This is a genomic window from Nostoc sp. KVJ3 (genome assembly GCF_026127265.1).
Classification (GTDB): Bacteria; Cyanobacteriota; Cyanobacteriia; order Cyanobacteriales; family Nostocaceae; genus Nostoc.
Genome location: NZ_WWFG01000002.1, coordinates 640,264 through 663,511, shown reverse-complemented (window position 1 = coordinate 663,511; position 23,248 = coordinate 640,264). Strand labels below are relative to the sequence as shown.

The 23,248-nt window shown below is 41.7% G+C and carries 21 protein-coding genes; 14 read left to right on the top strand and 7 right to left on the bottom strand.

Going from position 1 to position 23,248, the window contains the following annotated elements:
* The first annotated feature begins 99 nt into the window (after window positions 1-99).
* The 5 genes from GTQ43_RS18900 (at window position 100) to GTQ43_RS18880 (ending at window position 6,370) form a co-directional block, all read left to right on the top strand.
* Window positions 100-840 carry a dienelactone hydrolase family protein gene (locus GTQ43_RS18900; protein WP_265274306.1) on the top strand — a complete coding sequence of 247 codons (741 nt, stop codon included), beginning with the start codon at window positions 100-102 and terminating at the stop codon, window positions 838-840.
* Window positions 841-973: 133 nt separating this feature from the next.
* Window positions 974-1,876: a S1 RNA-binding domain-containing protein gene (locus GTQ43_RS18895; RefSeq protein WP_265274305.1), complete on the top strand. Its 903-nt coding sequence runs from the start codon at window positions 974-976 to the stop codon at window positions 1,874-1,876.
* Window positions 1,877-2,285: 409 nt separating this feature from the next.
* Window positions 2,286-3,374: a fatty acid desaturase family protein gene (locus GTQ43_RS18890; RefSeq protein WP_265274304.1), complete on the top strand. Its 1,089-nt coding sequence runs from the start codon at window positions 2,286-2,288 to the stop codon at window positions 3,372-3,374.
* A gap of 488 nt (window positions 3,375-3,862) precedes the next feature.
* Window positions 3,863-4,738: an SDR family oxidoreductase gene (locus tag GTQ43_RS18885; protein WP_265274303.1), complete on the top strand. Its 876-nt coding sequence runs from the start codon at window positions 3,863-3,865 to the stop codon at window positions 4,736-4,738.
* Window positions 4,739-4,873: 135 nt separating this feature from the next.
* Window positions 4,874-6,370, top strand: a complete 1,497-nt coding sequence (locus GTQ43_RS18880; RefSeq protein ID WP_265274302.1) for an HlyD family secretion protein — start codon at window positions 4,874-4,876, stop codon at window positions 6,368-6,370.
* Between the two features lie 125 nt (window positions 6,371-6,495).
* On the opposite strand, the gene GTQ43_RS18875 is transcribed toward GTQ43_RS18880, so the two are convergent.
* From GTQ43_RS18875 to pheS, 6 genes are all read right to left on the bottom strand, one after another.
* Window positions 6,496-8,319 carry a S8 family peptidase gene (locus GTQ43_RS18875; RefSeq protein ID WP_265274301.1) on the bottom strand — a complete coding sequence of 608 codons (1,824 nt, stop codon included), beginning with the start codon at window positions 8,317-8,319 and terminating at the stop codon, window positions 6,496-6,498.
* Between the two features lie 458 nt (window positions 8,320-8,777).
* Complete coding sequence (locus GTQ43_RS18870; protein ID WP_265274300.1) at window positions 8,778-9,431, bottom strand: hypothetical protein; 654 nt, start codon at window positions 9,429-9,431, stop codon at window positions 8,778-8,780.
* A gap of 220 nt (window positions 9,432-9,651) precedes the next feature.
* Window positions 9,652-9,762: a DUF4926 domain-containing protein gene (locus tag GTQ43_RS41780; protein ID WP_414859150.1), complete on the bottom strand. Its 111-nt coding sequence runs from the start codon at window positions 9,760-9,762 to the stop codon at window positions 9,652-9,654.
* Between the two features lie 340 nt (window positions 9,763-10,102).
* Complete coding sequence (locus tag GTQ43_RS18865; RefSeq protein ID WP_265274299.1) at window positions 10,103-10,294, bottom strand: DUF6887 family protein; 192 nt, start codon at window positions 10,292-10,294, stop codon at window positions 10,103-10,105.
* Window positions 10,291-10,467 carry a DUF6888 family protein gene (locus GTQ43_RS18860; RefSeq protein WP_265274298.1) on the bottom strand — a complete coding sequence of 59 codons (177 nt, stop codon included), beginning with the start codon at window positions 10,465-10,467 and terminating at the stop codon, window positions 10,291-10,293. The genes GTQ43_RS18865 and GTQ43_RS18860 overlap by 4 nt, the downstream gene beginning before the upstream one ends.
* 129 nt (window positions 10,468-10,596) lie before the next feature.
* Complete coding sequence (pheS, locus tag GTQ43_RS18855) at window positions 10,597-11,589, bottom strand: phenylalanine--tRNA ligase subunit alpha (RefSeq protein WP_265274297.1); 993 nt, start codon at window positions 11,587-11,589, stop codon at window positions 10,597-10,599.
* 200 nt (window positions 11,590-11,789) lie between these two features.
* On the opposite strand from pheS, the gene surE reads away from it, so the two are divergent.
* The 4 genes from surE (at window position 11,790) to GTQ43_RS18835 (ending at window position 16,385) form a co-directional block, all read left to right on the top strand.
* A complete protein-coding gene (gene surE, locus GTQ43_RS18850) occupies window positions 11,790-12,587 on the top strand; it encodes a 5'/3'-nucleotidase SurE (RefSeq protein WP_265276491.1) in 798 nt (265 codons plus the stop codon).
* 278 nt (window positions 12,588-12,865) lie between these two features.
* The gene (locus tag GTQ43_RS18845; RefSeq protein ID WP_265274296.1) at window positions 12,866-13,762 is read left to right on the top strand and encodes an MBL fold metallo-hydrolase; all 897 of its coding nucleotides are present in this window, start codon (window positions 12,866-12,868) and stop codon (window positions 13,760-13,762) included.
* A gap of 476 nt (window positions 13,763-14,238) precedes the next feature.
* Window positions 14,239-15,318, top strand: coding sequence for a bifunctional riboflavin kinase/FAD synthetase (locus GTQ43_RS18840; protein WP_265274295.1), 1,080 nt, complete (start codon window positions 14,239-14,241; stop codon window positions 15,316-15,318).
* A gap of 158 nt (window positions 15,319-15,476) precedes the next feature.
* Window positions 15,477-16,385, top strand: a complete 909-nt coding sequence (locus GTQ43_RS18835) for an AAA family ATPase (protein ID WP_265276490.1) — start codon at window positions 15,477-15,479, stop codon at window positions 16,383-16,385.
* 228 nt (window positions 16,386-16,613) lie between these two features.
* On the opposite strand, the gene GTQ43_RS18830 is transcribed toward GTQ43_RS18835, so the two are convergent.
* Window positions 16,614-17,444, bottom strand: a complete 831-nt coding sequence (locus tag GTQ43_RS18830; RefSeq protein WP_265274294.1) for a nuclear transport factor 2 family protein — start codon at window positions 17,442-17,444, stop codon at window positions 16,614-16,616.
* An 84-nt stretch (window positions 17,445-17,528) separates the two neighbouring features.
* Between GTQ43_RS18830 and murG the strand changes: the two genes are divergently transcribed.
* The 5 genes from murG (at window position 17,529) to GTQ43_RS18805 (ending at window position 23,182) form a co-directional block, all read left to right on the top strand.
* Complete coding sequence (gene murG, locus GTQ43_RS18825; protein ID WP_265274293.1) at window positions 17,529-18,602, top strand: undecaprenyldiphospho-muramoylpentapeptide beta-N-acetylglucosaminyltransferase; 1,074 nt, start codon at window positions 17,529-17,531, stop codon at window positions 18,600-18,602.
* Window positions 18,603-18,640: 38 nt separating this feature from the next.
* On the top strand, window positions 18,641-19,960 hold the full coding sequence (locus GTQ43_RS18820) for a hypothetical protein (RefSeq protein ID WP_265274292.1): 1,320 nt from the start codon (window positions 18,641-18,643) through the stop codon (window positions 19,958-19,960).
* Window positions 19,961-20,297: 337 nt separating this feature from the next.
* A complete protein-coding gene (gene psbA, locus GTQ43_RS18815) occupies window positions 20,298-21,380 on the top strand; it encodes a photosystem II q(b) protein (protein ID WP_265274291.1) in 1,083 nt (360 codons plus the stop codon).
* A gap of 355 nt (window positions 21,381-21,735) precedes the next feature.
* The gene (locus GTQ43_RS18810; protein WP_265274290.1) at window positions 21,736-22,245 is read left to right on the top strand and encodes a hypothetical protein; all 510 of its coding nucleotides are present in this window, start codon (window positions 21,736-21,738) and stop codon (window positions 22,243-22,245) included.
* 49 nt (window positions 22,246-22,294) lie between these two features.
* Window positions 22,295-23,182, top strand: coding sequence for a hypothetical protein (locus GTQ43_RS18805; protein ID WP_265274288.1), 888 nt, complete (start codon window positions 22,295-22,297; stop codon window positions 23,180-23,182).
* Window positions 23,183-23,248: the final 66 nt, after the last annotated feature.

Genomic DNA, 23,248 nt, shown 5'->3' with positions numbered 1-23,248 from the left:
TATGGTAATTGATAATTTTATTGGAAATAAATTTGACATACTGGCATAGTTATATCAAACAAATACACCGTTAATCACATAGCACTGGTAAAAATTATTATGACAGAGCAAGCAATAATTACCACAACGGTTAATCTTTTGCAAGATAATATTCAAGTGTCTGCTTATCTAGCAGAGCCAAAAGAACCTGGAACTTACCCAGGAATCGTGGTATTACAAGAGATTTTTGGTGTTAACGTTCATATACGGGATGTTACAGAACGGATTGCCAAACTTGGGTATGTTGCGATCGCACCTGCACTTTTTCAACGCACTGCTCCTGGCTTTGAAACTGGATACACACCCGAAGATATTGAAACGGGTAGAGGTTACGCCATGAAAACTCAAGCATCAGAGTTATTGAGCGATATTCAATCAGCAATTGACTACCTCAAAAATCTGCCTCAAGTCAAAAAAGATAGTTTTGGCTGTATTGGCTTCTGCTTTGGCGGTCATGTTGCATATCTTGCAGCCACCTTACCAGATATTAAAGCTACGGCTTCCTTCTACGGTGCTGGAATTACCGCTCGCACGCCAGGAGGCGGCTCTCCCACCGTTACCCGCACCAGAGAAATTCCTGGCACTCTCTATGCCTTCTTTGGTAAAGAAGATGCTAGCATTCCACCCGAACAAGTAGATGAGATTGAAAAAGAGTTAGAAAAATATAAAATTCCTCATCGTGTGTTTCGCTACGATGGATCTGAACACGGATTTTTCTGTAACCTTCGTGCCAGTTATAATCCTAAAGCGGCAGCCGATGCTTGGGAGCAAGTAAAACAACTTTTTGGTCAACTGAACTAAAAACCATGCATCCAAGTTCGTATTTGGTCATTGGTGATTAGTCATTTGTTATTTGCAAAGGACAAATGACAAATGACAGATGACAATCTAAACTTCAATGGCATCTCAAATAAAAATTTAATCTTCAAAAGTCATGAATTCCGAATCGAAACTTTCTCAAACAGCCAATTCGTCATTTACAATGGACGATTTTGCCAAGGCATTAGAAAAACACGACTACCAGTTTCAAAAGGGACAGGTTGTACATGGCAAAGTGTTCCAACTTGACCATGATGGAGCTTATGTCGATATTGGTGGCAAGTCGTCAGCTTTTCTACCGCGCGATGAGGCTTCTTTGAGAGCAGTTACCGATTTATCGGAAGTGCTGCCATTGCAAGAGGAAATGCAGTTTTTGATTATCCGAGATCAAGATGCGGAAGGTCAAGTCACCCTTTCTCGCAAGCAGTTAGAAATTCAGCACATCTGGGAACGATTAGCCGAAATGCAGGAAAATGCTCAGACTGTGCAAGTACGGGTTATGGGTGTGAATAAAGGTGGTGTCACCGTCGATATTCTTTCTTTGCGGGGGTTTATTCCGCGATCGCACCTGGCCGAGCGTGATAACTTAGAAGCACTCAAAGGTCAAAATCTGACTGTGGGCTTTTTGGAAATTAATAAAAACACCAACAAACTCATCCTTTCTCAGCGTTTAGCAACTCGTTCTAGCAACTTCAGCTTGTTAGAACTAGGTCAATTAGTAGAAGGTAAAATTACTGGCATCAAACCTTTTGGTGTGTTTGTCGATTTAAATGGTATGGGAGCTTTGCTTCATATCAAACAGGTAAGCCAAAAATTCATCGATTCTCTAGAAAAGGTATTTCAAGTTGGTCAGCCAATTAAAGCTGTAATTATTGACTTGGATGAAGGTAAAGGGCGGGTTGCTCTTTCTACCAGAGTTTTGGAAAACTTCCCTGGTGAAGTGCTAGAAAATATGGATGAGGTGATGGCTTCGGCTGAGGCGCGTGCTAATAGGGCGAATAACAAAGCTGCTGAATAGTTTTGAGCTAGGCTAGTCAATAGCGCCTAAAAATTGCTCAATTATCAAAGTTATTGGTTATTTTATTGCTCCCCCTACATCTACAAAGATTTAGGGGGATTGCAAATTGGAAAAATTATCATTAATTTTGATGACTACATGTCATTGCGAGCAAAGCGTTGCAATGACACAAAAATAGCATAAACCAAAAAATCCTAAATTCCATCAAAGTCAATGACCTACCACTAGCCTGTAGCTATAAATGCAAGTAAAACAAGTATAAGATGCCAAAATTCTGCAATAGCTCTATTGCAAAAATTCTTTGTGCTATAGTTATTGGCTTATTTAGGAATTGAATCTTTCAAGTTTAAAAGGCTACGATTTACCGCACAGTTGGAACTCTGTTAAATTATCTACGTGACAATGATTTATGAATATTAGTACCGAAGAAACACTCTTTCACCAGAAAATATATGCAAAAGAATTACGTTCCCTCATTCCACCTGAAGCATTTATCCCCGATCCAAGTAAGTTAGTTATTTTGTTCATTAATCTGGCAATTTTGATTTTAGGCTGGATGATAGCGGCTCGACTCGATTGCTGGTCGCCATATTTTTTATGGCTTTATCTACCTCTAACTATCATTATGGGCAATAGTGTGGTTGTCTTACTATTTAGTTCCCACGATCTGATGCATGGTAGCGTGATTAAAAATCCTCGGTTAATCTATATCATTGGCTTTCTAGGGCTAACCATGTTGTGGATGCCGCCAACGTTGTGGAAAGCAGTTCATAACCGAGTACATCATAATCACACTAATGATTTGAGCGACCCGGATCGTAATTATTTATATGAACAGTCTCCCACTTGGGGAAAATGGATTCAGGATTTATTTGTGCCTTCTACTGAAGTCAATCCGATATGGTTCACAATAGGATTAACTTCAGCTTGGGGAGTGCATACTTTTCGGAATCTGACATCTGTTCTATTTTTTAATAATAAATCTGTCGATTATGTACCTGCTGCATTTACAGTTAGTGCTAAAGATCGTCGAGCGATCGCAGGGGAATTATTGATGATTATAATAATTCATCTAAGTATCCTAACCTATCTCCAATTTGAACCCATAAAACTCATCCTTGGTTACTTTTTACCTATTGGAATTGGTTATGCTGGAGTAATGTTTTATATTTACACAAATCATTTACTTTGTAGAATGACCAGCGTTAACGATCCACTGATTAATAGTATGTCTCTTCGGGTTTATAAAATATTTGACCTGTTGCATTTAAATTTTTCTTACCATACTGAACATCACATTTTTCCAGGAATGAACTCTGACTATTATCCTCTGGTTAGGGATTTGTTAGAAACTCACTATCCTGAGCGTTTTAATTTATTGAATGCCGGGGAAGCTTGGTACTTGCTGCTACAAACTCCTCGGCATTATAAGGATGAAAATACTCTTACAGATTGGTCAGGAGAAAAGTCTGTTACCTGTCCTACGAGCGACAATTAAAAAGGTTTCTTGGAAAAATATTTGTAATTGACCACGGAGCGATCGCATTAATTTATGGGTGAATAACACTTAAAACTTAATAAATCGTAACTTTGGTTACTACTTCTCCTGCATCTACAAAGATGTGGGGGATACTTTTTGTAATATCAAAGATAGATAAAGTCTGACTGAATACTGTTCGATTAAGGCAAGAGACGCGATAAATCGCCGTCTTTACAATTCTTTATCTTTATCTAATGCTTCCTGGATTGCACGACGGCAAAATTCTGGAGGATCATCCTTTGTAGATAGTTCTTCCTCATTTTTAGAGTATTAAGATAAATAAGGTGTCACCTATTGGCTTAGTTGGCGTGAGGATATCTTGAGCATGGTAACTAAGTATAAAAGTATGCTTTTATTTCTGCTTAAGTACTTAAGAAGTTCTTTAGGCATATATTGAGCATTTTAGCAACTATAAACGCTGTAACTATTCGACTTAGGTATTTATTATGTTTCTAGTAACTGGAGCAACAGGAGGAATCGGTCGCAGAATTGTGCGACTTCTACGGCAACGAGAACAATCTGTGCGGGCATTTGTCCGCCTTAGCTCGCGCTACAGCGAGTTAGAACACCGGGGCGCAGAAATCTTTATCGGTGATTTGCTACAAGAAAAAGATATTCAAAAAGCTAGTCAAGGTGTGAAGTATATTATCAGCGCCCACGGTTCTGATAGCGATGCTCTATCTTTAGATTATCGCGCCAACATTGAACTGATTGACCAAGCAAAAGCTAATGGCGTAGAGTACTTTGTCTTTATTTCCGTGCTGGGAGCCGATCGCGGATATGAAGACGCTCCTGTATTCAAAGCCAAACGAGCGGTAGAGCGATATTTGGCAGCTAGTGGCTTAAATTACACAATTTTACGCCCATCTGGATTAGCATCTAACTTGCTGCCACTGGTAGAACGATTTCGGGAAACAGGATTGTATTTGCTGATTGGCGATCGCAAAAACCGCACCTCAATTGTCAGTACCGATGATTTGGCAAGGATAGTAGTGGATTCTGTGACTGTTGAAGGCGCTCGTAACCAGATTTTACCAGTGGGAGGGCCCGAGATTTTATTACGAGAAGATATTCCCCGAATTTTTGGTCGGATCTTCGCTAAAGAAGCAGTAATAATTAACTCACCACTATTTGTTATTGATGGGTTACAAGGTGCATTGAGTTTATTTAATCCCCAAATCCAAAAAGCTTTGGGAACCTATCGGACACTGCTAGCAAATGAATTTTTCTGTACAAAAGATGAAATTGCCAATTTAGAAGCGATTTTTAACTTCCAGTTAGAGACATTAGAAAACTTTTTGCGGCGCTATTTAGCAGTTTGAATTAGGGAATTGGGCATGAGCAGAAAAACGAATACCCAATGTCCAATACTTCTCTACCAGAGGCTGTGCCAATGCCCAATTCCCAATGCCCAATTCCCATTTACTATTTACCAATAATCTAAAATCCAAAATTCTATGAAATCTTCCCTAGCTGTAAATGCTGCTCAAGCACGTCAGACAAAAGAGCGATTCGCCCAACCAGAGGAACAACTTACTTATGAATTGGGGAAGGCGGTACAGGAATTGCCACCCTTGTACACGAGATTATTAGCGGGAACGATGAGCGTCATCGTATTTGGAGCGATCGCTTGGGCGAATTTCTCCCAAATAGATGAAGTAGCAACAGCACCAGGGGAATTAATTGCTTCCACACAGGTAAGACCGGTGACATCTTTGGGTGGAGGATCAATTGTCGCCGTCAAAGTGCAAGAAGGCGATCGCGTTACTAAAGGTCAAATTCTGATTCAAAAAGATCCAGACTTGCAAAAAACCGATGTTTCTCGCCTAGCCAAATCGACTAGATTGATTCAGGACGATTTGCAACGTTTAGATGCAGAACGCACCGGAGGTAAAACTACTGGGACAAAAGTCCAAGATGAACTTTTAAACTCCCGCCTACAAGACTTTCAAGCTCGTCAAGCAGCAGCCGAAGCAGAAGCAAATCGGCAAGTAGCAATCATCAATCAAGCCAAAGTCCGTTTGACTCGGTTACAAGACAACTTAGTTAATGCTAAAACCAACGTTGCCAATGCTCAAACCAACCTTGTCAACGCAGATAGCATTCGGATCAAAATTGAAAGTAATTTGACCCTTGCTCAACAAAGGGAAAAAAGCCTACGTACCCTAATTACTCCCGGTGCTGTACCTCGTGTAGATTACTTGGATGCCCAAGAAAAACTAACTCGCGCAAAGACAGAAATCACTAGATCCCAAGATGAAGTTACTAACGCCCAGAATAAAATCACAGAGGCTCAAGATAAAGTTACATCATTAGAAAAAGATATTGCTGCCCAAGCCCAAGAAATTCAACAAGCAGAACAAGCTTACAACGCTGCACGCAATCAGACTCAGAGGGTAGTATCAGAACGCCAAAGTGAAATTTTGACCCAGTTCAACAAACGTAAAGAAGAATTGACAACTGTTCAAGGGCAATTAGAGCAAGCGAGGAAGCAGCAAGCTTTAGAAACGATTGAGGCTCCTGTTGCTGGTACGATTTACAGAGTTAAAGCCACTAAGGGGCCAGTGCAATCAGGTGAGGAATTGCTGTCAATTTTGCCAGAAGGAGAAGAAATGCTTCTAGAGGTGAAAGTTCTCAACCGCGATATTGGGTTTATTCGTCAAGGAATGAAGGCAAAAGTGAAAATGGCCACTTTCCCCTTCCAGGAATTTGGCATTGTGGAGGGTGAAGTCGTCCAAGTAAGTCCGAATGCAATTGTTGATAAAGAATTGGGGTTAGTTTTTCCTACCAGAATTAAGCTAAATAAACACTCAGTTAACGTGCGGGGTCAAGAAGTCGAATTTACACCAGGGATGTCTGCTACAGGTGAAATTGTCACTCGTAAAAAGTCAATTTTGACATTCATTACTGAGCCTGTAACACGGCGGTTCAACGAGGCATTTTCAGTTAGGTAGGTTTGTAGCCAATACAGTCCAGCAAGGGTTTAGCAGTGCTAAACCCTTGTATTCATTGAATTTTTTTGGTCGGTTGATTTTCTTAACCGAACAGTATTAGACTTAACTGCAAATCGCTAAAATTGTCAAGCTATACCAAAGAATTTTTTATACTGCTCAATTTGCTTTTGCATTCCCTCTAGCAGTTTTCCCAAATCAAGATTATTCTGATCTACATTGATGTTGCTCAGAATATTCTTATAGTTTGGGAATTGCGACCATAATTGTGGATTGCCTAATTCTTTACTAACTTCAGATGATGTCAGATATTTTGCTGTTTCTGTGTAAATGCCTAGCAGCTTGTCGTTAGACATCACCTGAGCGATCGCAGAAGCAAAATCATAATTATTAAAACTATTAATAATTCCTGGTGTGACATATTTTGCTGTTTCTGTAATTGCCCGACCAATCACAGAAACAACACCAGAATTATTAAAATTAGCGATAGTCTCTGGTGTGAGATATTTTGCCGTTCCAGTAATTACCTGACCTATAACAGAAGCAAAATTAGAACTATTAAAACTAGAAAATGTCTGTGATGTCAGATAGTTGGCGGTTTGTGCATTTATAGCTAGTAAGTTGTTGTCAGAAATCACCTGCTTTGCCAGAGAACTGACATTAGAAATCTTTAAACCAGAAATTAGAGTTTGTCTATTATTTTCCGTTGCGTCTCCATAAGCGTAGCTAGTCATAGACATCGCCTGACTCCCCAGAGAACTGACATTAGAAATATTTAAACTAGAGTTTGTACTTTGTGTACTATTTCCTGCGGTTTCTGTGACAATCTGACGTACTTGAGCATCAGTCAAATTGTGGTTAGCACTAAGCATCAGCGCAACTACACCAGCAACATGGGGAGTCGCCATAGAAGTGCCGCTATAAGTGGCATATTGATTATTTGGAACTGATGAATAGACTTTAACTCCTGGGGCTGTAACATAAGAGATTTCATTCGTTCCAGAGCGGTTAGAGAAATCGGGCATATTATTGTTTCTATCTACTGCCCCAACAGCAATTCCCGACTTGGATGCATAGCGGGCAGGATAGCCTGGTGATGAATCACCATCATTACCTGCTGCCATGACGACAATCACTCCTTTGCTGCTGGCATAGTTAATGGCTGACTCTAGAGTACGATTGGAAGATGTGCCTCCTAAACTGAGGTTAATCACATTAGCTCCATTATTCACAGCGTAGCGAATACCTTTAGAAATGGAACTATAGGAACCAGAACCAGAGTCATTCAAAACTTTGACAGGCATAATCTTGGCATCATAAGCAATACCAGTGACACCGTAGTTATTATTTTCTCCTGCGATCGTGCCGGAAACATGAGTACCATGACCATTTTTATCTAGGATGTTGTTGTTTTTATCAGCGAAGTTCCAGCCGGAAACATCATCAACATAGCCATTACCATCATCATCTATACCGTTACCTGGAATTTCTTTGGTATTCGTCCAGATATTATTTTTTAAATCCTCGTGGTTATAGTCAACCCCAGTATCTAAAACAGCGACAACAACCCCTTTGCCCGTGTATCCTTGTGCCCAAACTTCTGGTGCTTTAACAAGGTCTGCTCCCCAATTATTGCCACCAAGATCGGGAACATCAGCAAAGGTATTCTGATTAGTAGCTTTAGCCACTGCTGCGGCTGCATTAATTAAACCATAGCCATTGATGGAGTTATAACTTTCCGTCCTAAAAGCATTATTTATAGCATTATTGCTATTTTTATAGTCACCATTATTGAGCAACTGCACATCAGAATCATCTGAGTTATAGCTACTACGTCTGCTTAAGCTGAGGCTATAATTATCCCTTGTATTAAAGCTATCTAATGAAGAAATTGAAGTAGCATTGAGCCGCTTATTTGATAGCAAAGTGTTATTAACGTCATCAAGGGACATAAGTATCTTTCTCAAAAATAGTAATTGTTTTTTGACAATTTGAAGAGTTTAAACCCTGATAAAAAAGATTTTAATGTGTGAATAATCTCCATTGTCAATAATTACTATGCAATCTCATAAAAAAATGTTAGTCATACTACTAAAGACTATCAGTGATAATGGAATTATTTGATTTTTGAACAAAATTAGGTATTGTAGGGGAGCCAGTGCGTTGCGGTGAATCCATTGCTGTAGGCGGGTTTCCCAACCTAGGCGACGTTCCCTCCGAGCAACTGGCGTTGTGTTAGAACGGAGTTCGTAACGCACCTTTATCAAGATTTAGGTGAGTTATGCGATCGCCCAGGAGTTTCGCGCCAAATATTTAGATGGTAGGTTTGAACCTTTGGCAGATATCCCTGCTTATTCGGGCGTAATTAAATCAAATCAAGTCTCAAAATGAAAAAGGTGGTTGCAGAAAGTCACTGACCACTTTGATATTTGTAAGTCCGAAGTCTAACGATGTATTCAAGAACTTTTGACTGAACCTCATTGAGGAATTTTTCTTGATTTTTTTCAACATCAACTTTTCTAGCAAACTCAATTTCTGAAATAATCTCCTGGCATTCGTCTATTGTTGCTCCATTTACTGCTCCATATAGTATCCCAGTTGGATATTCATGAATACAATACTGAAGCCATCGAATCTGAACATTTAGTAAGTCTTTATGTACTTCATTATTGCTCGGTTCGAGCAAGTAACATTCTTTGAGTAACGCATAGTCTGTTTTAAAGTCAATCTGCTTATGGAGATGCTTTACTTTATAAAAATTGTTGGCTGTACGAGCAAGCCATAAAACTGACCAAGGTTCGCGCTTTTGATAACCGCTAAGAAGAACAGGAAATACAACCTGTTCATAAAGCTCATAGCGAATTATATTCCACTCAGATTCGTATTCTGGAGTTTCTAGAAACTTGTAAGTCCACAATTCTTTCTCGGCAAATGAAGCAAATGAAGCAATAAACTGCTGAAGGTGTTGTCTGGCTTGGGTGCGAAAACCAAGTTTTTTATAATGTAAGTATTGTTTGTAATACTCAAGCTCCATACCTCTCTTAATTACGGTAGTTTCGACCATAGTAACATTCGCAGCTTTAAGCACTCTGATGCTCAGACTCTTCTTTTTGCAAGAGAAAATCGAGATAGTCTTGTAATTGCAACAGCCTGGCTTCAGATAGGTGGCGTAACTTGGCTAAAATTATTTCTTCTTGCTGCCACTGGGCAACGGGAATAATTTCAGATGTTGGTACTTCAATCGTTACATTGGGCAGATCAAACCCTTCCAGACTATACCCGTCCTATTCTCCTTCAGGCATGGGGTAATGTTCCACAATTGTTGCAACACTCCCGCGTTTCAGGTTGTATTCTGGTAAGTCCTGCGCTAAAGCAACTTGGGAGAATAGGGGTATTGTACCTTCATAAGTTTCCTCCTTGATCTGGCACTAAGGTGACAAATTTGGTTGTATCGTTGGCAACCATCCAAATGGTTAAAATATTGAGTTTAACGCCATTAATCCCTCGCAGACACGCACGAATGGAATACTTCTGACCTACTTGCTGTGCGGTTAGCTGAAATTCTGGGAAAATAATAGAAACGATGTCTACGACGGGCTACGCCTACGCGAAAAACTTTCTCGCCAAATACTTAGGTGGTAGATTTGAACCTTTGGCACAGAAGCTGAGAAGAAAAGTTTTGGATTCGTAAATGATAAGCAAAGCATCCTGAAAAAATCTTCAGGATGCTTACCGCTATCTTTGACCCTGCTTGACCCTCCTTTCCAATTCAGCTTCAGCCTCTTCTATCGACATTAGCTGTGGATTTGGATTGGCTGCGTGCAAGCGATCAACGTATGCGTGAAACGCTTCAGTGTTGTTAGGATTTTGCAACACGTAAACTCGTAACTCGGCATCAGTCATATCCACAAAGTTGGGTTGTGTCATTTGGTAACTACCTCTCCATTGGGATAAATTTCTATTTCTATTGTCTCTCCCACCAACATCACTATACGTTTTGTCCTTTCGTCCATCCGCACTAAGTTAATTGGTCGAAGTAAATTGCTCATCCTCACCGACATTTGGTAAAAGCTTCGCAATTGTTCTATTGTTGGTTGCAATTTTACCTCATATTCAGTTTTCAAGGTTTGGTCAAATCATCGAAGCTTACTTAATATAAAAGTTCGCTCACGCGAACTTAAATCGCTTTTCGATTCAATGTTGACTGATTATTTCAAGCGATCGCTTCTCTAAAATTGCTGCAAAAATCGCAAATCACTAGCATACAAGCGACGAATATCATCGATTTGGTGTAACACCATTGCAAAGCGTTCTACGCCAAAACCAGCAGCAAACCCAGTATAAATTTCTGGGTCATAACCCACAGACTTAAGGACATTTGGATCGACCATACCGCAGCCCATGACCTCCAGCCAGCGACCATTCCACTGCAAATCCACCTCCGCCGATGGTTCGGTAAAGGGGAAGTAACTAGCGCGGAAGCGAATCGGTAAATCGCCAAATATTGCTTGTAAAAATACTTTAATTGTGCCCTTGAGGTCTGTAAAAGTTAGTCCTTCGTCAATGGCTAAAAGTTCTATTTGATGGAAAACAGCCGAGTGAGTCGCATCTACATTATCCCGCCGATAAACTCGCCCTGGAGCCACAACCCGAATCGGTGGTTCTTCTCTTTCCATGTAGCGAATTTGTACTGATGAAGTATGAGTACGGAGAAGATTTCCATCTGGCAGGTAGAAGGTATCCTGCATATCACGGGCAGGGTGGTCAGGTGGGGTATTGAGAGCCTCAAAATTATAATAATCTGTTTCCATCTCTGGCCCTTGAGCCACGGTGTAACCCATACCAACAAAAATATCTAGCGCTCGGTCGATAATGCCGTTGAGGGGATGAATGCGACCTTGGGGACTGTAAATTCCTGGCATAGTTACATCGAGAGTTTCCGCCTCAAGCTGTACCTGAATTTGGGCGGCTTCGAGGGCGGCACGTTGCTTGTCTAGACTAGTTTGCAGGGATTCCTTGACTGTATTGGCGATCGCTCCAATTTTCGGCCGTTCCTCTGCACTCATTTGCCCCATACTTCGCAACAGTGCCCCCAGTTCCCCTTTTTTACCCAGATAGTTAACTCTGAGTTCCTCTAGGCGTTCTAGGGTGTCGGCGGCTGCGATCGCTTTTTCTCCTTCCTGCCGCAGTGCTAAAAGTTGAGCTTCTAAATTGCTAGTCATTAGTTATTCGTCATTGGTCATTAGTCATTAGTCTATAGTCAAAAGCCTTGAACTGCTCGATAAATCAACTTATAGACAAGGGAAAAATCTTGCCACAGCATACTAACGAGTATGGATGTTTTTTTGCCGCCTGTGACCTACGACATTGACAAATGGCTAATAACAAACAACAAATAACTAATAACGAATGACCAATGACTATGAAATTACTAATTAGCAACGATGACGGCATTTCTGCCTTGGGGATTCGTACCCTAGCCAACTATATGGCAGAGGCAGGTCATGATGTGAGTGTAGTTTGCCCAGATCGAGAGCGATCGGCAACGGGACATGGATTAACTCTCCACCAACCCATTCGGGCCGAAATTGTTGAAGAGATTTTTCATCCTGCCGTCAAAGCTTGGGCTTGCGATGGTACGCCTTCAGATTGCGTCAAATTGGCGCTGTGGGCTTTACTAGATACTCCCCCTGATTTAGTTCTCTCTGGCATTAATCAAGGTGCAAATTTAGGAACTGAAATCTTGTATTCCGGCACTGTTTCGGCGGCAATGGAAGGTCTAATTGAAGGCATTCCCAGCGTCGCGCTAAGTCTTATTAGTCACACATCTAAAGACTTTCAACCTGCTGCTAAGTTTGCCAAAATTCTTGTAGACCAGTTAGCCCAAAAACCTCTGCCAGATTTAATGTTGCTTAACGTCAATATTCCTGCTGTGAAATGGGAGGAAATTGCTGGTGTTACTCTTACCCGTCAAGGAATACGGCGTTACATTGATGTGTTTGATAAACGAGTTGATCCTCGTGGAAAAACGTACTACTGGTTAACCGGAGAGGTAATTGAGGATGTGGAACCCCCAAGTGGATTAAATCTGCCTCAAAATGTACCGACAGACGTGCAGGTTGTACGTAAAAACCACATCAGTATAACTCCGTTGCAATACAATCTAACTTACGCAACGGGGCTAGAGAAATTATCTGATTGGGAATTCAGTTTTTCATGAATCATTTGATTCATCAGGACAAAATTGGGGTTATTCAAATGCATTAGAGAAAAATGTAGGCTATAACTTAGGGGCACTCTTGAAATAACCGATACACATTCACCCTAACAACTGGAAAATTATCCCTGACAGTATTTCATCCATATTTACCAGAAACAGGGTATGCTGTTTTACCAAGAAATCCTCCCTTTAATAAAATCGGCAAGACAGCATAAACTTAAACACAATTAAGTAACAATTTTCTCATTATCGCCCGCTCAGTCCAGCAAGCAATACCAATGTCTAGGATAGAGAACCAATTTACCGTACAATTTTGGGGCGTTCGCGGCAGCATCCCCAGTCCAGGGCCACACACCGTTCGTTACGGCGGTAATACCCCTTGCATATCAATGCAAGCGGGCGATAAACGCTTAGTTTTCGATGCTGGCACGGGACTACATGTTTTGGGGCAATCTTTGTTGCGCCAAATGCCCTTAGAAGCTCACATATTTTTTACCCACTCTCACTGGGATCACATGCAGGGTTTTCCCTTCTTTACCCCAGGTTTTGTCAAGGGGAATGACTTTCATATTTACGGCGCGATCGCACCTGATGGTTCTACCATAGAACAGCGCCTTAATGACCAGATGTTGCACCCAAATTTTCCCGTCCCCTTGCAGATTATGCAAGCGAATTTAAATTTCTACGACATTCGACCGGGGCAACCAATCCACATTGATGATGTGACTGTAGAAACAGCGCCTTTAAACCATCCAGGTGAAGCCGTAGGATACCGCGTCAACTGGCGTGGTGGTGCTGCTGCTTATATTACCGATACCGAACATTTTCCTGACCGATTTGATGAGAATGTGCTGTGGTTAGCTCGTAACGCTGACATCCTAGTTTATGACTCTACCTACACAGACGAAGAATACCATTGCTCAAAAACCCCGAAAATTGGCTGGGGACATTCTACCTGGCAAGAAGCAGTCAAAGTTGCACAAGCCGCTAACGTAAAAACTCTGGTGATTTACCACCATGACCCCGCCCATAATGACGACTTTTTGGATCGTGTAGGCAAAGAAGCAGCTGCGAAATTTCCTGGTGCGATTATGGCCAGGGAAGGATTGGTACTTCACATTCCCACCTCAGTAGCTTTATCAGAATCTTTTCCTGTTAGTAAGTTTTCTACCTAAGATTGCGATCGGAGGAATTGGAGATTTTAGATTAGATTGGTGATCAGAAGCTTTCAGCGCGAGAGCGTACCTTTTGGCTGCACGGTGAGACAGCGCTGCCCAGAGTTGTGACCAATTTTAGATTTTGCATTTTGGATTTTGGATTGAAACAGATCGCTGTCTTTTCTGCGAAATGCTCCGCGAACGTAGCAGTACGAAGTCCAGATACTTGGCTTTGATACCGCAGCGTAAAGCCTACGGCATAGCTTCGCTTAGAGCGACGTAGGAGCGTCTTTAAATTGAGGATTTAGGTTTATGCCCGGCTACATTAGAGCAAGGCATGAACCTAAAATCTAAAATCTAAAATCTAAAATCTAAAATCTAAAATTCGTACAACCAGACCTCAGATGCAGTTGGTGAATGTCCTCCTCAAGGCGGTTTACCATAAGGTAGCTTCCTGCTGATAGCTAAAATAAACCTAAAATCTCAGAATCCACGTGCTAAATTTGTCTCAAAATGGGTGTTCTGTGTGGGTTGCTTCTTCTAGCGTTGGGCTGCTAACGCCGACTGCTATTGCCCTTGGCAAGTTTGATGGTGTTCATCTTGGTCATCAAAGGGTAATTCAACCAGTCTTGCACCCTGGCGATCGCTTGTCAGTAGCCAGTAGTCGGCAGTCAAAGGAAAATCAACAACTAACCAATCAAGAATATACTTACTCAACAGTTGTCACCTTTGACCCCCATCCACAGGAATTTTTTACCGGGCAACCCCGGACTTTGTTAACGCCACTAGATGAAAAAGTCCAACAATTGCGATCGCTTGGGGTAGAACAACTGGTATTACTACCCTTTGACAAAGAATTATCTGCTTTGACCCCCGAAGAATTCGTCGAAAAAATTCTCGTCCGGCAACTGCGATGCCAGCAAATTAGCATCGGGCAGGATTTTTGTTTTGGCGAAAAGCGCAGTGGTACTGCCAAAGATTTACAATTAATCGCCGCCAAGCACAATATCCCCGTTACTATCGTTCCCTTACAAACTTATACAGGTGACTCGCCCACTCAAAGCAGTTGCATCAGTACTACTCCGACTCAAGATGCCCGCATTAGCACTTCATTGATCCGTCAAACCCTTGAGTACGGGGACATCGAAAACGCAAATCTCCTACTAGGTCGCCCCTACAGTCTCCTTGGTGTTGTAGTTCAAGGTCAACAACTGGGCAGAACTATTGGCTTTCCCACCGCTAACCTCCAACTACCAAAAGATAAGTTTTTGCCCTGTCAAGGAGTTTATGCTGTCCGCGTTTTTATTCTTAGTGAAACATCAGATGTTGCTTCTAGTGAAAACTTGGGCGTAATGAACATCGGCAACCGCCCAACTATAAATGGTACTTATTCATCTGTAGAAGTACATTTATTCGATTGGTCTGGTGATTTATATGGCAAACAACTCGCTGTAGAGCTAGTGAAATTTTTGCGCCCTGAACAAAAATTTCCTTCCCTAGAAGCCCTGAAAACCCAAATTCAACTTGACTGCGCTGTTGCTAAAGAAGTTTTGAGTATTGGAGCAGAAAGTTAAAAGTTAGGAGTTAGGAGTTCTGAGTGGGAACAATGTATTTAGGGAAATTGGGCATTGGGCATTGGGCATTGATTATTCTTCTTGTCTCCCTCATCTCCCTAGTCTCCCTCATCTTCCCTTGTCCCCCTTATCCTCCAACTCCCCACTCCCTACAACGCATGAGAGAAAAAATCGACGCTCTAACACAAAATCTAGCTCTTACCATCGTTGGTAAAACCGAGGCAATACGCTTAGTGCTAGTAGCCTTGCTAGGTGGTGGTCATGCCCTCCTAGAAGATGTCCCTGGTGTTGGTAAAACCCTGCTTGCTAAATCCTTAGCTCGTTCCCTGGATGGCAAGTTTCAACGGCTACAATGTACCCCTGATTTACTACCAACTGACATCACTGGCACCAATATCTGGAACCCAAAAAGCGGCGAATTTACTTTTCTTTCTGGGCCAGTCTTTGCCAATATCCTCTTAGCTGACGAAATTAACCGCGCTACACCCCGCACTCAGTCGGCTTTGCTGGAAGTGATGGAAGAACATCAGGTAACAGTCGATGGTGTCTCTCGTCCAGTTCCCCAACCATTTTTTGTGATTGCCACTCAAAACCCTATTGAGTATCAAGGTACTTTTCCTCTGCCAGAAGCGCAAATGGATCGGTTCATGTTGTCGCTGAGTTTGGGTTATCCTTCCGAGACAGAAGAACTTCAAATGCTGCAAAATCTTCAAAATGGTGTGAAAGTTGCTGATTTACAGCCTTGTATTACCTTGGCAGAAGTACAGGAATTGCGTTACCTCTGCTCTCAAGTAAAAGTGGCAACTTCCTTACAACAGTACATTCTCGAATTGGCGCGAGCAACACGGCAAGACGAAGAAATCGCCCTTGGTGTCAGTCCGCGTGGCACATTAGCATTACAACGGGCTGCCCAAGCGCTAGCTTTTCTATTAGGGCGTGATTATGCTATTCCCGATGATGTGAAATTTCTCGTTCCTCATGTTCTTTGCCATCGCCTGATTCCTAGAGGAGGACGCAATGCTAGAACTGTTGTTGAGCGATTATTGCGATCGGTTTCTATTCCTTAAATTCAAAAAGGTTGATACAGCGTTTTTCAGGTAAATGAAGTACATAGGTAGGGGCACAGCACTGCTGTGCCCTTAAAATCATCTATACCTCACGCCTGTTGCAATCTGCTGTAACAGTTGCTTTTAGATACTTCGCCAAGCCTCCCACTCTACTTAACAGGAAGGAGTTTAGCCAATACTGTTTGGTTAAGGCAAGAGACGCGATTAATCGCGTCTCCTAACTCTTAACTACTTCTTCACAATTTGTAAGCGCTGAGTTACCATCGTCATCCCATTACCCCGCAGGATGACAGCAGAAAGCCACTGACTACCAGGGGTAGATGGCGCTTGTCCTGTTTTAAATAGTCCGCCAGATGTCAGTAATTCCAAATCCACGGGTGTAGGGTTGAGAAATTTCTCTGGTTGAATGGGTTCTTCTAGAGCCGTTCCTAGTAGAAAATCATCACCAAGTGGCTCTTGAACGATCGCATCAAAATTATACTTCTGACCAACCAGTAACTGTTGTGGCAATTTAAAATCAATTTGGGGCGGTTTGCTACCAGAGGTAAGTAGGGTGCGTTCTGCCAAAATGTCTTGGCGGACAATTTTGCCGTTTTCAATGCGCTGACGCGATTTAATCGTGGCATTGAGAGCCAAATTATTGCCGTTACCGGAAGGTAAGCCTGTTATCTTGGTTTCTGTTTCGGCAATAATCCCATTGCCTTCAGATTTGGAAGATAGCAGTTTTGTACTGTATTGCAATTTGGGATATCGTTGCCACAGTGAAATCAAAGACTTTTCCAGGGTTTGAATATTTAATCCATCTCCATGAGTGAAAGAAGGGCTATAAAATTGCAACACCCCTTTGACATCGCCTCGGCTGGCGGCGGCGTCAACTTGTGTTAGGAGATTTGTCAGTGCATTTTGGGCCGTACCAGCTTGGACTAATCGCTGTGGTGTCGTCGCTTCAGTGCGTTGCCAACCACTTGTTAAACCAAGGGTTAGCAGGAAAGAAACCAACCAAATACTGGCTGGAAATCTGATTTTTTGTCTCATTAAGGCGGTAATAATTTTAGTCATTGGTAAGAGTTTACTGATTTGATGAAAGAAAGTAAGGAAATTGTTTTATCTTAGTTAAGCTAGACGCTAAACGGTAGAGGTTTGATGGCAAACGCACCGATACGATTATTAATAGCTGCCAGTGGGACTGGTGGACATTTGTTTCCAGCGATCGCACTGGCAGAAAAACTTCCAGATTATCAAATCGAATGGCTGGGAGTACCCGATCGGCTAGAAACTCAACTTGTCCCTCAAGAGTATCCTCTGAATACTATTGCAGTTGAAGGGTTTCAGCAAGGGTTTGGACTTTCATCGATTCGTATTTTGGCTAAACTCGCTGGTTCGATTCTAGAAGTCAGACGAATTCTCAAACAGGGAAATTTTCAAGGGGTGTTTACCACGGGTGGTTACATTGCCGGGCCAGCCGTTATTGCAGCGCGTTCTCTCGGTTTACCCGTGGTTTTCCACGAATCTAACGCCTTACCGGGTAAAGTAACTCGCTTTTTTGGCCCTTGGTGTAGTGCGGTAGCCTTGGGATTTGAAGTAGCAGCTAAGTATTTACCCCGTGCTAAAAATGTCTGTGTTGGAACTCCCGTAAGAGCGCAATTTCTCGATGGCGCAATTAATGCACCCCTAGATTTAGCAATTCCTGATGGTGTTCCCTTAATTGTCGTCTTTGGTGGTAGCCAAGGCGCAGTTGCGGTTAATAAGTTGGTGCGCGAATCTGCAAATGCTTGGTTTGATGCTGGTGCATACATAGTACATTTAACTGGCGATCGCGACGAGGAAGCAGATAGTCTCAAACATCCACAGTACATAGCCTTACCTTTTTACAACAATATGGCAGCATTGTTGCAGCGAGCTACTTTAGCGATTAGTCGTTCTGGTGCAGGTAGCTTGACAGAATTGGCAGTGTGTGGAACACCAGCGATTTTAATTCCTTACCCCTTTGCCGCAGAAGACCATCAATCTTACAATGCAGACGTATTTACTTCATCTGGTGCGGCGTTAACACTGAAACAATCGGAGTTGACAGCACAAGTATTGCAAAGTAATGTGTTGAATTTGTTGCAGTCACCGCAAGAGTTAGCAAAAATGGGGAAAAACGCAAAGGCGATCGCAGTTCCCGATAGTGCCGAAAAGTTGGCGCAATTAGTGCGTGAGGTGGTAGAAACATAAAATTGATTATTTAGCATTAAAAATTGATTTTTCAAGTTATGAAAATCCTGTTCAGCCAAAAATTTCGCTTCACAGTAGCTTGTGCTGTCTTGTTACTTGTTAGTTTAGCCAGCAGCCATCTATATACTCAGTCAAAAACTAAACAGTTAGATAAACAAAATCAGTCCTTGACTCAGCAAGACAATTTTGACCTAATTGCATCACAGATTTCCCTCACCTCAAAATTTAAAAATCCTTTTTTAGCTCAAAAAATATCTTCTGATGAAATTATCGGGAAGCAAAACGCTTTTTCATCTCAGCAGGGTTTGATATCAGCATCTGCACCCTATTCAGTTGTCGATGAGTTCAAAAAATATAAATTTAGCATTAACGGCAACCAGGTTATTACTCCAGGAAAACTACCAAATAGTAAAGTTAACTTCAATCAAGAAGATTTATTAACTGTTCTCATTAATACTAGAAAATATTTTCAAGACTACTCTTCAGAAGATCCCGATATTCTCCGTACAGGAATCCTTGCCACTCAAGGCGTTACTGTGCCAGATGTTCTCAATACTTTGAATTTCATGATTTCTGTTTTAAAGGAGGATATTGCTAATAATCGAGCTACTCGTTTGCAAGATCCTAACTTTATCAATACTAATTTTCGAGTTATTAAATGGTCTGCCTACAACCCAAAAAATAAACAGCAAAAACAACTAAGAATTACCAAATATGCGGTTTTTACTCATCCTGGCTCTCGTAAGAAAACCTCTACTTATAGTACACCAATTTATAGCTTAAAAGACAACGCTAATAATGATAAGTTCTATACCAGATACACAAAGCAAGATGTTTTATCAGGTATTTATGAACCAGGTGGTAGAGAATTTGGAAAAGTTACCAGTCTCGCTTATCTAACCAGAAATGGCTTAGAAGAAGCAATTATGGAAGGAACAATCCTGATTAATTTTACAGATGGTTATAAGGCATTTTTTAATGTCGATAGAAACAATGGAATAGCTTATATTCGTGGATTGAAAGCAACAGCACAAAAGCGTTACTGGTATTTTAGAGAAGTTGATGCTATTAAAGGCTATGGATACAAAATAGATGCCAAAATTTCTATCAAACCTGGAGTCACTTTTGCCGGAGATGTTTTAAATATCGGTTTAGGCAAAGTGGTTGTGATTGAGCATACTAAAGGTGGTCGCAAATATCTGCGACTGGGAGTCATTGCCGATACTGGTGGAGCCTTCTTACCCAATCTTTATCAACTCGATTTTTTAGCAGGTATCTTTAAAAATAAACAAGAATTTGGGCAGCATATAACGCAATTGCCGGAGTATGCTACAGCATATTTTTTAATAAAGAAATAATGTAATGCGATTGGATTAAGGGTAATCGCAGGTTGGGTTTTTGAACTTAATTTTTGTCTAAGTGTTGTTACGCGGTAAATTTCCAAAGTTTAATATTTCCATAATGATCTCCAGATACCAAATACCTATTACTTGTAGCTGGAAAATTTATTTGCAATCAAATCCTCTAGCTTGCTCACCTCACAAATTTGGATTATTCATAAGAAAAACTAATGAATTGTATCAGATTTACTGAAGTAATAAAACTTGATTAAAAAATGTAAAGCATTGTAAAGTGCATTCACAGGCAAAGACAAACGAGCCTGATTCATAAATCACTAACCGCACTTATAAAACAATGACAACAACCTTACAACGCCGCGAAAGCGCCAACGTATGGGATAGATTTTGTGAGTGGATCACCAGCACCAACAACCGGATCTACATCGGTTGGTTCGGCGTAGTCATGATCCCCACCTTACTAGCCGCCACCGCTTGCTTCGTAATCGCCTTCATCGCCGCACCACCAGTAGACATCGATGGCATCCGCGAACCAGTAGCAGGTTCCTTAATCTACGGAAACAACATTATCTCCGGTGCAGTAGTACCATCCTCCAACGCCATCGGCTTGCACTTCTACCCAATTTGGGAAGCAGCATCCTTAGATGAGTGGTTGTACAACGGTGGTCCTTACCAATTGGTAATCTTCCACTTCCTGATCGGCGTATTCTGCTACTTAGGTCGTGAATGGGAACTATCCTACCGCTTAGGTATGCGTCCTTGGATTGCGATCGCATATTCAGCACCTGTAGCAGCAGCAAGTGCAGTATTCTTGGTATACCCCATCGGACAAGGTTCATTCTCAGATGGTATGCCTTTGGGAATCTCAGGAACATTCAACTTCATGATCGTGTTCCAAGCAGAACACAACATCTTGATGCACCCCTTCCACCAACTAGGTGTAGCAGGTGTATTCGGTGGTTCTTTGTTCTCTGCAATGCACGGTTCCTTGGTAACATCTTCCTTGGTTCGTGAAACCACAGAAACCGAATCACAAAACTACGGTTACAAATTCGGTCAAGAAGAAGAAACCTACAACATCGTTGCGGCACACGGCTACTTCGGTCGTCTAATCTTCCAATACGCTTCCTTCAACAACAGCCGTTCACTGCACTTCTTCCTCGCAGCATGGCCTGTAATCGGCATCTGGTTCACCGCCTTGGGTGTCAGCACAATGGCGTTCAACTTGAACGGTTTCAACTTCAACCAATCAATCATTGACTCTGAAGGTCGGGTGATTGCAACTTGGGCTGATGTCATCAACCGCGCTAACCTGGGTATGGAAGTCATGCACGAGCGCAATGCTCACAACTTCCCCTTAGATTTGGCTGCTGGTGATGTTGCTCCTGTAGCTCTTACCGCTCCTGCTATCAACGGTTAATCATAATCTGAGATCCGTTCTTTACGATTATCTATAAGTAAAAGACGCTCTCCCGAAAGGGGGAGCGTTTTTGCATTGGTTATTAGGACTTACGCACAGGTTACAGGAGAACGAACCACAGAGGACGTAGTATTTCGGCTTCTCTGCGAGACGGTTTTGTAGTTTTTACATTTTGTTACATGATTAGGTTTATTTGTACTGCCTTACTTAACCCCCTACTTGTATATTAATAAGGCTCAGTAGCGCTATAATTCCGAATTTAGGCCAATAATTATCAAAAAGTAAATTTTACGAGTAATAATTGCTAGCAGCGCAGATAATTGCCTCAAAGCTCAAGTATAAGGAGAAGCCAAGAATGATGTTACACCGTGGGCGTAGAGTAATAGCTGCTTTGTTGCTGTCAGTGGTACTACTGACAACAGCCTGTAGTCCAAAAACACCTGGACGTTTTGACCAGGTACAAAAAGAAAGCACTCAACAAAAACGCGGTCAAGCAGTGTCTAAGACTGCAACTCAGGGTAGCGAATTTAATAAACTTTTCCCTGATGCCGGTGATGGCTACCAGCGCGTCTATACCCAAGAGAAAAAAGGCTTTGCAGAAGCGAAGTTAAAAAAAGGCGGTAAAGAATTAGCATTGCTATCTATTTCTGATACCACTAGCACACCTAACGCGGCGGCAAAGTTCTCGACAAGCACCAAAAAAATTGGCGGTTATCCCGCAATAGAAGTTGGTAAAACCCAAACTGCTATTTTGGTAGGGAAGTACCAAGTAAAAGTACTTTCCCGCGATCCGTCATTTAAAGCTAGCGATCGCGCCGATTGGATAGAGAAGTTTAATCTTAGTGGTCTGGCTAACCTGAAATGAGCCGGATTGCAGACATTGACAATAACAAAACCTAAGTAAGGAGATTTTTGTGAGCAAATCGATTTTTGAATTGGTTGATGAATTGCCAACCGGCGGCTTGACTGTTTCTATGTTGAAGTCCCTTGATTTTGTTGCTCCTGGCGAATGGCAAAATACTGTCGGCTTTGTGAACACAATTAAGACTGTTACTGGTGAAGACGACGAAGATTTAATTCAGCAAATTGGTGAAAGAGCTATTTATCTATTCAATGACAAATCCCAAGGATACCAAACAGCTTTGTGGCTATATCAAACCGTTGATGCTACAGATAAAGCTCTTGGTGCAGCAGCTTTAGCTAACAAAGTTGGAGAGAAAATTCCTTTGCTGGGTTTTTTAAACTCTGTAACTCCTAAACCAGACAAAGCCCAAACCATCGATCTGACATTAAAATTAGTGGCTGAGTTGGCAGCCTTCTGCCAAATTAACGGCATTCCTGGAGACAGTATTGGGGATTTTGTCGGCTCCTTAGGTGAGTATAGTGGTGAGTCACTTATCCGCATGGTGGCATTAGTTTGTGTTGATGGTTTAATACCTTTGGGATCAGGCTTCATCAGCAAAGCGATATCTGGGCTTAATCAGATGAATCCCCATGAGTTAGAACAAAACTCGACTTTCCAAAGCATCAAAGATGTGATTCCAGGGGAGAATGCTGGTAGTAAACTCAACTTTATCGGCGAAAGCTTTGACTCAGTTAAAGGTTGGATGGATGGTATTGTCAGCGCAAATAATTTAACGCCAGAAAAAGTAGTTGGCAATTTGCAAAGTTTTGTCGATATTGCCGAAGACAAGTTAGACTACCTCGCGGCCTTCTTGGATGTAGCAACGAATTATTATGAACACACAGGTACGCAAACTTTAGCACGTCGCTTGATTGAACGAGCGGTAGCTGAGATTTAGGTTGTTAATTGGGGAGTGGGGAGTTGGGATTTAGGATTTAAGTGATTAATGCCCAATGCCCCATTT